At 43.5% G+C, this 9,571-nt stretch carries 10 protein-coding genes and 4 pseudogenes; 8 read left to right on the top strand and 6 right to left on the bottom strand.

Annotation, left to right across the window (positions count from 1 at the left end):
- Positions 1–82: 82 nt before the first annotated feature.
- The 5 genes and pseudogenes from H6G48_RS27475 to H6G48_RS11810 all read right to left on the bottom strand — a co-directional run.
- On the bottom strand, positions 83–415 hold the full coding sequence (locus H6G48_RS27475; RefSeq protein WP_277925607.1) for a VWA domain-containing protein: 333 nt from the start codon (positions 413–415) through the stop codon (positions 83–85).
- An 81-nt stretch (positions 416–496) separates the two neighbouring features.
- Positions 497–1,318, bottom strand: a pseudogene (locus tag H6G48_RS27180) (extracellular solute-binding protein); the annotation flags it as partial.
- A 42-nt stretch (positions 1,319–1,360) separates the two neighbouring features.
- Positions 1,361–1,525: a hypothetical protein gene (locus H6G48_RS25750; protein WP_199328801.1), complete on the bottom strand. Its 165-nt coding sequence runs from the start codon at positions 1,523–1,525 to the stop codon at positions 1,361–1,363.
- A 396-nt stretch (positions 1,526–1,921) separates the two neighbouring features.
- Positions 1,922–3,019, bottom strand: coding sequence for an RRXRR domain-containing protein (locus H6G48_RS11815; protein WP_190721876.1), 1,098 nt, complete (start codon positions 3,017–3,019; stop codon positions 1,922–1,924).
- 217 nt (positions 3,020–3,236) lie between these two features.
- Positions 3,237–3,326: pseudogene (locus H6G48_RS11810) on the bottom strand (transposase); the annotation flags it as partial.
- Positions 3,327–3,433: 107 nt separating this feature from the next.
- Between H6G48_RS11810 and H6G48_RS11805 the strand changes: the two are divergent.
- Positions 3,434–5,512: a thioredoxin domain-containing protein gene (locus H6G48_RS11805; protein WP_190721874.1), complete on the top strand. Its 2,079-nt coding sequence runs from the start codon at positions 3,434–3,436 to the stop codon at positions 5,510–5,512.
- 14 nt (positions 5,513–5,526) lie between these two features.
- Here the strand turns inward: H6G48_RS11805 and H6G48_RS11800 are convergent, their stop codons facing one another.
- Complete coding sequence (locus H6G48_RS11800) at positions 5,527–5,709, bottom strand: type II toxin-antitoxin system HicB family antitoxin (protein WP_147072041.1); 183 nt, start codon at positions 5,707–5,709, stop codon at positions 5,527–5,529.
- Positions 5,710–5,874: 165 nt separating this feature from the next.
- On the opposite strand from H6G48_RS11800, the gene H6G48_RS11795 reads away from it, so the two are divergent.
- The 7 genes and pseudogenes from H6G48_RS11795 to H6G48_RS11770 all read left to right on the top strand — a co-directional run.
- Positions 5,875–6,237, top strand: a complete 363-nt coding sequence (locus tag H6G48_RS11795) for a hypothetical protein (protein ID WP_190721872.1) — start codon at positions 5,875–5,877, stop codon at positions 6,235–6,237.
- A 21-nt stretch (positions 6,238–6,258) separates the two neighbouring features.
- The gene (locus H6G48_RS11790) at positions 6,259–6,957 is read left to right on the top strand and encodes an ISAzo13-like element transposase-related protein (protein ID WP_190721878.1); all 699 of its coding nucleotides are present in this window, start codon (positions 6,259–6,261) and stop codon (positions 6,955–6,957) included.
- Positions 6,958–7,478: 521 nt separating this feature from the next.
- Positions 7,479–7,685 carry a hypothetical protein gene (locus H6G48_RS11785; protein ID WP_147074329.1) on the top strand — a complete coding sequence of 69 codons (207 nt, stop codon included), beginning with the start codon at positions 7,479–7,481 and terminating at the stop codon, positions 7,683–7,685.
- Positions 7,675–7,852, top strand: a pseudogene (locus H6G48_RS27175) (putative toxin-antitoxin system toxin component, PIN family); the annotation flags it as partial. The gene H6G48_RS11785 and the pseudogene H6G48_RS27175, both read left to right, overlap by 11 nt.
- 76 nt (positions 7,853–7,928) lie before the next feature.
- Entirely contained in the window at positions 7,929–8,189 is a 261-nt protein-coding gene (locus H6G48_RS11780; RefSeq protein WP_147074206.1) for a type II toxin-antitoxin system Phd/YefM family antitoxin, read from the top strand.
- A complete protein-coding gene (locus H6G48_RS11775) occupies positions 8,182–8,448 on the top strand; it encodes a Txe/YoeB family addiction module toxin (RefSeq protein ID WP_002756029.1) in 267 nt (88 codons plus the stop codon). The genes H6G48_RS11780 and H6G48_RS11775 overlap by 8 nt, the downstream gene beginning before the upstream one ends.
- A 145-nt stretch (positions 8,449–8,593) precedes the next feature.
- Positions 8,594–9,571, top strand: a pseudogene (locus H6G48_RS11770) (ISAs1 family transposase); the annotation flags it as partial.

The following is a 9,571-nucleotide window of genomic DNA, read 5'->3' as shown; positions in this document are numbered from 1 at the left end:
AATGGCAGAGTTGGAAAAACAGATTAATCGACTTCCCCATTTGCCAAAGTGGTTTGTGGAAATCCCTTATCAAACCACTTGACTATTGGATCATCTTTTTTATGGAGTTCTCTAACCAATTCCGAGCGTAGAGAGTCGCGTCGTAGAGTGCGGTTCCCCCCTCCGCTCGCAGACCGGAGACAAACTGTATTCCCCGCTCTTTGCCCGCCGGGGTTCCATCCACTAGCACTGGGGGACGGATCTTAGCATCGAAATCGATCAGGGCGACTTTTTCCTTCTCTCCCAAACTGTTGATGTAGCTATTCAGGGTGCTTTGAACCGAGGGGAGTTTATCTCCCTGCATGGAACCAGAAGAATCGACGACGATGACCACGAGGGAGGGTTTTTTCGCGTATTCTCGCCACGACTGTAACATCGCCTCCACCACCTCTGGTTTTGGCGATCGCAAGGAGTCATAGCGGGCGTTCGGATCGACCCCGTACTCGGCGGAGAATTTACCTCCCAGTTCTACCCCCGGCACCCCAGGGCGCAGGCCTAACTCGGTAGCGATTTTCTGTCCCTCGGGACTGCGGAGAAACTCGATTGTTTTTTCGGCGGCGGCTTTTTCATCGGCGCTCACCCAGGGGGCGTTCGGTAGGATCGCCCGCATATTCGAGGTGAAGGTGGCCTGCGGGTAAATCGCCTCGACGCGCGTTCGGGTCTCTCCCCGGTTGGCGTTGGCCTCGATCACCGAGGACTCGTACACGGAGGCGATCAAAGCCCAGAACGGGCCGTTTTTCGCCATATCGTTGGCGATCTGCCCGGTAGAAACCCCGTAACGGGTGATTTTACTCTGGATCTCCCGCACTTTCGGTTGATACTTCTGTACGTCGCTAACGGTTAGGTCTTCGGGACGTTTTCCAGATACTGAGGCGAATTGAGCAACGAGACTCTGTAACCCCGAGTTAGAGCGGATCGGTGCGCCCATGACGAAATAAAGCGGTAAGCTCTGGTTATCGGGGGCGAGGTCTTTATGGGTTTTCGCCGTGAGCAGGGATTTATAAAGATCGCTTTGTTGTCGCACCCCCCGGGCTAAGTCCGAGGGAACCATAAAGACCATCGGGCTAGAGGTTAATAGGGCTGCATCGGCGACCCCCGGAATATAGTTCTGGCCTGGAAATAGGGCGGCGACCTGCGATTGCAGTTGAGCCTGATAAATCTCGCCATCGACGGAGATCAGGGTGGGAAAGTCCGGCGCATCGGCCGGTAAACTTCCCTGTTTTAACTGGGTCGCAAGAGAGACTACATCGGAAACCACATCTCCGCTTCCTTTGGCTTCGCACTTGAGATAGTAGGGTTTACCGTTCTCTAGTTTCGGATTCTATCGGTTTAGTTTCTCTGCCGCCTGATCGCAGAAATCTTTCAGGGCGCTCCCGACGAGAAATTTAACCTCGATGCCGTTGGCACGGGGATCGCTGCTCCCGCAGGAACTTAAAATCACGAGTCCGAGAATGACAATGAATTTTCGCCTGATCTGGTACCTCATAGGGGTTTTGTAGGTTGTTATTATTGAACTCGTTTTAACATTCTTTCCATGATTTACCCATGCTTTTAATTATCGATGAATTCCGGAAAATTTACAAGGCTCTCTTGTTCCTAGTGTGATCAGATTCTCTAATGGGACTTAGACAAAAAACAAATCGAGAAAAGCCTCAACTCCAATCCCCGCTTGGGATTTACTTCGAGAAGCCCAAAATCGCTGAAACCCAGATAGATCAAGGAAAATCATAAATCGAGGTTAACCCTTTGTCCCGTAATGGTTTGAGCCTTTTTTGCTGACCGAAAACGCCTAAGTCCCACTAATCATCAAAAGCGGCAAATCATCGAAAAAATGGGTCTGAAACCCGCCCTTTAGCGATAACGGAGGGCGGCTTTATATAAGTTAGCGAGAAACAATTAAACCGTTAGAACGACGAATTAACTGAATCTTGCTAACAGCTATCTGTCCCAATCGTTTCCAATTAGTATCGCTTACAGATAGCTGTTTTTCGGTATCTCCACTAACATAACCAATTCCTTTGGGAGAAGAAACTAAATCTCCTTTACGGAACCCATGTCTTGTGGTCGAGCCACCATATTTACGTCGTTTACCACCTTTAGAAAAAACCATCAGGTGAAGTTGACGACGACTAATAGGAGGACGTTTGATGACAGCAAAGGGAGCGTTTGTTACTTTAACATAACCCTTCCAATCATATCCATGTCCATTAGAAGTATGGAATGGCAAATAATCTAAAAATTGAAAACAGGCAAGAGCAATTCCATCGTTAGCATGACTTTCGGGTGATTGTTCTGCTTTATTTTTGGACTTTTCTAGTCGCAAATGTTTTCTGAGATTAGAGGTTTGCCAACCAAAGCGAGTCTGGACTGTTGCCAATTGAGACAGTTGCTCAATAGCCCATTTCTGTCCGACCATAACCGACGAAAAACCTTTTCCAGACTTAGCTCCTTTTCTACCGGAAGTTAAATCAATATCGGCTTTGATGTACTCAAAGTAAATATCGGTAATTGGATAGATTTTGGTTAGTTCGGAAACGACTCGAAGTTCAAGTTGACGATTAGCTCTGATTGAGGGAGCTAATTTTCCTTGTTTTCTATTTGAGAATCGTTTTTGTCGATGCGCTCTTAGATTAAAAGGAAGTTGGCGGTTAATCCGTCTTCCTCTACGTCCTCTTCGCATTAAGCAGCGATTGTCCAGTCGTTCTCTTACTCGTTTAAAAGGAAATTCTAAGTGAGCCTTCCAAAGAGTAAAAAGAGAGGATTGAACGCCAATTCCAGAGAATAATTTACCCGGGTCAATACCAATAGCAATCGGTTGGGTTTTGTTGTTAGAGGGTTCATCGGTTAGCTGGACATAGAAAATACCTAAGTCGTTGAATTTACCGATAGCTTTTCCTTCTTTAATCCACCGTCTGGCCCGACTGGATTTGGTGGGCATCAACGGTTTTCCGTCTTTTGAGATAACAGGAACTCTTGCCATGGAGATAATCCTTAAGAGTAAAGTTAAAGTCCCTTACCGCAACACAATCAAGATGTCTTGTCTAACAACGCTTTACCAATAAAGCTGAGAGGAAATCCGAACTAGGGAAGTATTCGGAGGTCTGTGCCAGATGGTGTCTCAATGCGGTAGTCTCTACTTGCGTCGCCTAAATTGGTCTAGGCAAGCCCCGTCGCTTTTAGGGCGGGGTTAGTGACCGTCATCGAAAATTTTCAAAGTTACTACAACCGTAAGCTTGTCTTTTAATCAGTTTGATTTTATTATTTATCCCTTCAGCTACACCCTTCGTCGCCTGAAGTAGGGTAGCTAAATAGATGTCCATAGTCACCTCCTGCTATACTGTATCCTATTGTACTATTTTAACACGAAACTCAAGAGAGCCATTCCCCTTTTCCCATGACTAATCATCTGGCTGAATCTGAAAGTCTTTACCTGCGAAAACACGCCGAAAACCCGATCGATTGGTGGTATTGGTGTGACAGCGCCCTAGAAATTGCCAGGAGAGAAGATAAACCGATCTTTCTCTCGATCGGTTATTCTAGCTGTCATTGGTGTACGGTTATGGAAGGAGAAGCTTTTTCCGATCAGGCCATTGCCGATTATCTCAATCAGTATTTTTTACCGATCAAAGTTGATCGCGAGGAAAGACCGGACATCGATAGCATCTATATGCAAGCATTGCAGATGATGGTCGGTCAAGGGGGTTGGCCTCTGAATGTCTTCCTAACACCCGATAGTTTAATTCCCTTCTATGGTGGCACCTATTTTCCCGTGCAACCGCGCTTTAACCGGCCCGGTTTTCTGCAAGTGTTGCAATCGGTACGTCGTTATTATGACGAGGAAAAGGAGAAATTAAGCAAATTCACGGCCGAAATGCTGGGCGCACTGCGTCAATCGGCTGTTTTACCGCGAGCAGAGACCAATTTAACCGATCCTTCCCTTTTAGCCACAGGAATCGAGACAAATACGGCGGTGATTCAGGTTAATCCCAATAATTACGGTCGGCCCAGTTTTCCGATGATTCCATATTCTCATCTGGCTTTGCAGGGTAGTCGCTTTGGTGACGATTTTGACGATTCCCTCCGGCAAGCGGCCTATCAACGGGGGGAAGATCTGGCCCTGGGGGGAATCTATGACCATGTGGGGGGAGGATTCCATCGTTATACGGTGGATTCGACGTGGACAGTTCCCCATTTTGAAAAAATGCTCTACGATAACGGGCAAATTGTCGAATATTTAGCCAATTTGTGGAGTGCCGGTGATCGAGAGGCGGCCTTTGAGAGAGGGATTAAAGGCACGGTTAACTGGCTAAAACGGGAAATGACCGCCCCAGAAGGTTATTTTTATGCGGCCCAAGATGCCGATAGTTTTGAGAAGGCCACGGATGGGGAGCCGGAGGAAGGGGCCTTTTATGTCTGGTCGGCTCTGGAGTTAAGGGATTATCTCTCGACCGAGGAATTGGGGCTGCTGCAGGCTAATTTTACCGTCACTGCCGAGGGGAATTTTGAGGGTCGTAATGTCCTGCAACGTCGGCAAGGGGGAGAATTAGGGGAGGAGATAGAAAATATGCTCGATAAGTTATTTATTCGGCGTTATGGCAGTTCTCAAGCCCAATTAGCTCTTTTTCCCCCAGCCAGAGACAATCAAGAGGCGAAAACCGTCTCTTGGCCGGGACGGATTCCGGCGGTAACGGATACGAAAATGATTGTCGCTTGGAATAGTTTGATGATTTCTGGTTTAGCCCGGGCTTTTGCTGTCTTTAGCGAACCTTTGTACTGGCAAATGGCTACGGTCGCGGCCGAGTTTATTCTCAAGCATCAGTGGTTAGATGGCCGTTTTCAGCGCTTGAATTATCAGGGTCAGGCCTCGGTTTTGGCCCAATCGGAGGATTTTGCCTATTTTATTAAGGCTTTACTGGACTTGCAAACGGCTAATCCCCAAGAAACTGGCTGGTTAGAGGCGGCTATCGATCTACAAGGGGAATTCGACCGCTGGTTTTGGTCCGAGGATGAGGGGGGATATTTTAATACTGCTTCTGATCATAGTCTCGATCTGATCGTGCGAGAACGGGGTTATACGGATAATGCCACCCCTTCGGCCAACGGAATTGCGATCGCTAATTTAGTTCGTCTGTCGCGATTGACGGAAAATCTAGAATATCTCGATCGGGCCGAAAAGGCCTTGCAATCTTTTAGTACCATCCTAGAAGAGTCCCCCACCGCTTGCCCCAGTTTATTTGTCGCCCTCGATCACTATCGTCACGGTTTCTGTCTGCGCGCCCCAGAAAGCTCGATCGAGCCGCTGTTAAGTCGCTATTTGCCCACTGCGGTGTATCGAGTCGATGCCAGTTTGCCCCTTAGCACATTTGGGTTAATTTGTCAAGGGTTATGCTGCCTTGAACCGGCGGAAAATTTAGAACAGTTGGACCAACAAATTGCCGGGGTGATGGCGGATCCGTCAATACTACTCGGTTAGGGATTTTTTCTCTCCTATGAAATAGGCTCTGGTGTTTGGCTTTCGTTGGCAACTTCTAACCAGCCTTGGATGGCATCTTGAAGGTTATTGATGAGTTCATCAATACTATCCCCTTCTGTTATGCAGCCAGGGAGTGCAGGAACTTCCGCCCAGTAACCTCCTTCTTGGGCGGGATGGATAATAGCTTTGATTTTCATTGCTTTCTCGACTTAGGGACTTGCGTATTAATAAATTACCACCTATACTAGAGAAGCAACTTGTTACTCCCACTCTCAACTATGGTAACTGAACTGACTGAAAAAATCAAATCAAGCTTGAAAGATGCGGCAAAAAAGCTGACAGGTTTTAAGAAAAGGGCTTTTATGGCGCAAGTAACTATAGACTATTTTAACTCTTCGCCGCGCCGGGCCGAAACAGAATTGGGATGGTCTAGGCAGGCAATAGCAACGGGATTGAAAGAGCTAGAAACTGGAATTATTTGCGTTGATAATTATCGTGCTAGGGGGAGAAAAAAAACGGAGGAACTGCTGCCAAACTTAGAGGCAGATATTAAGAGTTTAGTGGAGATGTACTCGCAAGCAGACCCTAAATTCCAATCAACTTTTGCTTTTACAAAAATTAGTGCCAGAGAGGTAAGAGAGGCATTAAAAGAAGAAAAAGGCTATCGAGACGAACAATTGCCCTCTCGTCAAACCATTGGAGATATTTTGAATCGAATGGGCTAGAGTTTAAAAAAAACACAAAAAATAAAACCGCTCAAAAAAATTCCAGAAACTGAGGCAATTTTTGCCAACGTAGCTCAAGCCAATCAAGCCGCTGACAACCAGACTAAATCTTTGAGAATTTACTTGGATAGCAAAGCTAAAGTTAAGATAGGCAATTTATCTCGTGAGGGGAAAGCCCGCTATCTCGAGCCATTAAAAGCTGATGATCATGATAGGGAATGGACGGCTGTTTTAGTCCCTTTAGGAATTCTAGATGTGAGGGGAGAACGCCTGTCAATTTATTTCGGTCAATCGGCTGAAACCTCAGATTTTGTAGTAGATTGTTTAGAGTTGTGGTGGCAAGAAAATCAAGCAATCTATCCAGGGTTAGAAGAATTAGTCATTGATTTAGATGGAGGAGCCGCCACTCGCAGCAACCGCACTCAATTTATCAAAAGAATGGTAGAATTTGCCCAAAAAACGCAGTGGCAAATACGGCTCATCTACTACCCACCTTACCATAGTAAATATAATCCCATTGAACGGTGTTGGTCCGTCTTAGAGAACTATTGGAATGGGGCAATTTTAGATTCAATTGATGCGGCTCTTAATTGGGCTTCTAACATGACTTGGAAGGGTATAAAACCTCTAGTGCATTTGGTAGAAGGAACTTATGAAAAAGGGGTGAAGGTTTTGGCTAAAGAACTAGAACAATTGCCACCTTTCAACGCAGCGTTCTGAAACTTTGCCCAAATGGGATGTGACGGTTCTGCCCTCCTAGCTGGCATCTTATTTTTACGCAAGTCCCTTAGCTTTATTTGTCCGCCTAAATTTTAACTTAAAGATGGTGCGTTCCCCATGATCAAAAAATGGAGTAACAAGGATGGCATCAGGGAACGCACCCTACTCGTGACAGAGCGATCGCACTGGAAATTATCGAGATATTGACCCATGATAAACATTTTACTCAGGAAGGTTTTGTCATTCTGCTATAGTGCGATTGCTGTCAATTTTTAAGGTATTTAATCAAGTTAATAAAGGTAAAAAATAAACCCACTCAAGATGACATGAAGTGGCAATTTATCCCGTTTTTAGAAGCAATTTAGCCTACTTTTGTGGTTTCTTTTTCGGTGGATTGGGAGGGTTTTATTTGGTGCTTGAGGGTTGAAGTTGCGGCGAAGAGGTCGAGGAGGATTTTAGGAACACCGTTAAATGTGATTGAATAGAGTACAATCAAGGTTGAAGATACACCTAGTTAAGCCATGCAACAGGTTCTCAAAAATATTAAGGTATCGGAGATTCCTACACTAATCGCTCAGTTAGGATTTTCTCCTGAACAAGAAGTTAATCTTACAATTGAGGAAAATTCAGAAAGTCTTATCTCAATTATGGATAAAGTCGGCAAAAAGGCTCAAGCTAAAGGTTTGACAGAAGATAAACTAACAGAACTATTAGTAGATGAATCCTAATCGAGTTGTTATAGATACCAATGTTTTTATTAGTGCTTTACTCAATCCACTAGGAACACCCAGAAAAGTAATCAATCAGTCAATGTACCATTCTTCAGAGCAAGACAACTTATCAAGAATTGGCAACGAGAATAAGCAAAAATAAATTTGACAAATATTTAGAAAAGGTGCTATTATACTGAATAATACTTAACTTGTGTTAAAATTGGTTACGCTCTTGTTGTTAATTTAAGGGATAGTTACATGAAAATTGTTACTGTTACTGAAGCCAAAGAACAAATTGATGAATTAGTGAATGATACCAATGATAATCATCAACCGATTTTGTTATCTGGTACTAAAAAAAATGCTATTTTAATTGCTGAGGAAGATTGGAACTCTATTCAAGAAACGCTTTATTTGTATTCTATTCCGGGTATGGTAGATTCAATTATTGAAGGTGGCAAAACTTCTATTGAAGATTGTGTGGATGAGGCGAGTATCAGAGCAATTTTAAATGGATAATTGGCAGTTGGTTTTTACCAAACAAGCGAAAAAAGATGCTGAAAAGCTGGCTCGTACTGGGTTGGCAAAACAAGCTAACGAGTTATTAAATATTCTTAAGTCAAATCCGTATCAATCTTATCCTGTTTATGAGAAACTCAGTGGCGATTTAGCGAGCTATTATTCCAGACGTATTAATATTCAGCATCGTTTGGTTTATCAGGTTATTCCAGAAGAGAAGGTTGTCAAAGTTATACGGATGTGGACTCATTATGAATAACCCCTCTTATTTAGGGTTTGCGGCAAAAAGTTTTTCGTGGGGGCAGGGTGTGGCCTAGGGCTGTTTCATTCTCCCATCAGAATATCAAAAGTAAAAGCGATCACTGTCAGGTAAAATGAGGAGTGACCGGCAACTTTTAAAACATATGTTGAGCTTAATAGAAAAACTGAAACAAGTCAAGGACTTTCGGAAAGATCAAGGAAAAAGACACCCTTTATGGATAGTATTAGTAGTAATAATACTGGGAACAATGCTAGGATACTCAGGTTAGAGAGAGCTAGGAGAGTTTGCTAAAAATAATCGGCACAGGCTCAGTCAAGAATTTAACATAATTCCAGAAAGAGTCCCATCCTATTCAACAATTAGAAGGGTAATGATGGGAGTTGACTGGCAGAGTTTTTTAAAAATGTTTAATGAATGGGCATTAGAAGAATATGGACAAAGAGATGACATAAATTGGCTAGGTATAGATGGAAAAAGTCTCAAAAACACCCGAAAAAATCCTAACAATGAACAACAAAATTTTATCATGTTTGTCTCATTATTTAGTCAAGAAAGTGGCTTAGTATTACACTTAAAAAGAATCGAAAACAAAAAAGTGTCTGAAATCGACGAAGGTCAAGCTATAATTCAGGATTGCACTCTCGAAAATAAAGTTTTTACTGGGGATGCTTTACACTGTCAGAAAAAAACAATCAGCTTAATAGCCAAGAGTAAAAATGATTATGTTATCACGGTTAAAGGAAATCAGAATGCAAGACCTGAGTAATTCCTCAAAGCCAGAAAGTTGCTTTCTCGAACAAGATAATAGTCATGGACGAAAAATATCAAGAAAAATAGAAGTTTTTAAGGTGAGGAAAAATGAAAGACAAGGGTTTGAAAATCTACGAAGAGTTATTAAAGTAGAAAGAAGGGGTAGTCGCGGGGATAAAACGTATGAAGAAACAGCTTACTATATCAGTAGCCTAACTGAATCCGCCCAAGTATTTGCTAAAATTATTCGAGGACACTGGAAAATAGAAAATCAGTTACATTGGGTAAAAGATGTAATTTTTGAGGAAGATAAAAGCGAGATAAGTGATTTTCAAGCGGCCAGCAATTGGTCAATTCTCACAACCATAGG

This window comes from Microcystis flos-aquae FACHB-1344, from assembly GCF_014698375.1.
Lineage (GTDB): Bacteria > Cyanobacteriota > Cyanobacteriia > Cyanobacteriales > Microcystaceae > Microcystis > Microcystis aeruginosa.
This window is presented reverse-complemented; position numbering and strand designations above follow the sequence as displayed.

Bases quoted from the DNA above. Each gene is read 5' to 3' on its own strand.
- H6G48_RS11805 (WP_190721874.1), top strand. From the start codon at position 3,434: ATGACTAATCATCTGGCTGAATCTGAAAGTCTTTACCTGCGAAAACAC.
- H6G48_RS11795 (WP_190721872.1), top strand. From the start codon at position 5,875: ATGGCGCAAGTAACTATAGACTATTTTAACTCTTCGCCGCGCCGGGCC.
- H6G48_RS11775 (WP_002756029.1), top strand. From the start codon at position 8,182: ATGGATAATTGGCAGTTGGTTTTTACCAAACAAGCGAAAAAAGATGCT.
- H6G48_RS11785 (WP_147074329.1), top strand. From the start codon at position 7,479: ATGCAACAGGTTCTCAAAAATATTAAGGTATCGGAGATTCCTACACTA.
- H6G48_RS25750 (WP_199328801.1), bottom strand. From the start codon at position 1,525: ATGAGGTACCAGATCAGGCGAAAATTCATTGTCATTCTCGGACTCGTG.
- H6G48_RS27475 (WP_277925607.1), bottom strand. From the start codon at position 415: ATGTTACAGTCGTGGCGAGAATACGCGAAAAAACCCTCCCTCGTGGTC.
- H6G48_RS11815 (WP_190721876.1), bottom strand. From the start codon at position 3,019: ATGGCAAGAGTTCCTGTTATCTCAAAAGACGGAAAACCGTTGATGCCC.
- H6G48_RS11800 (WP_147072041.1), bottom strand. From the start codon at position 5,709: ATGAAAATCAAAGCTATTATCCATCCCGCCCAAGAAGGAGGTTACTGG.
- H6G48_RS11780 (WP_147074206.1), top strand. From the start codon at position 7,929: ATGAAAATTGTTACTGTTACTGAAGCCAAAGAACAAATTGATGAATTA.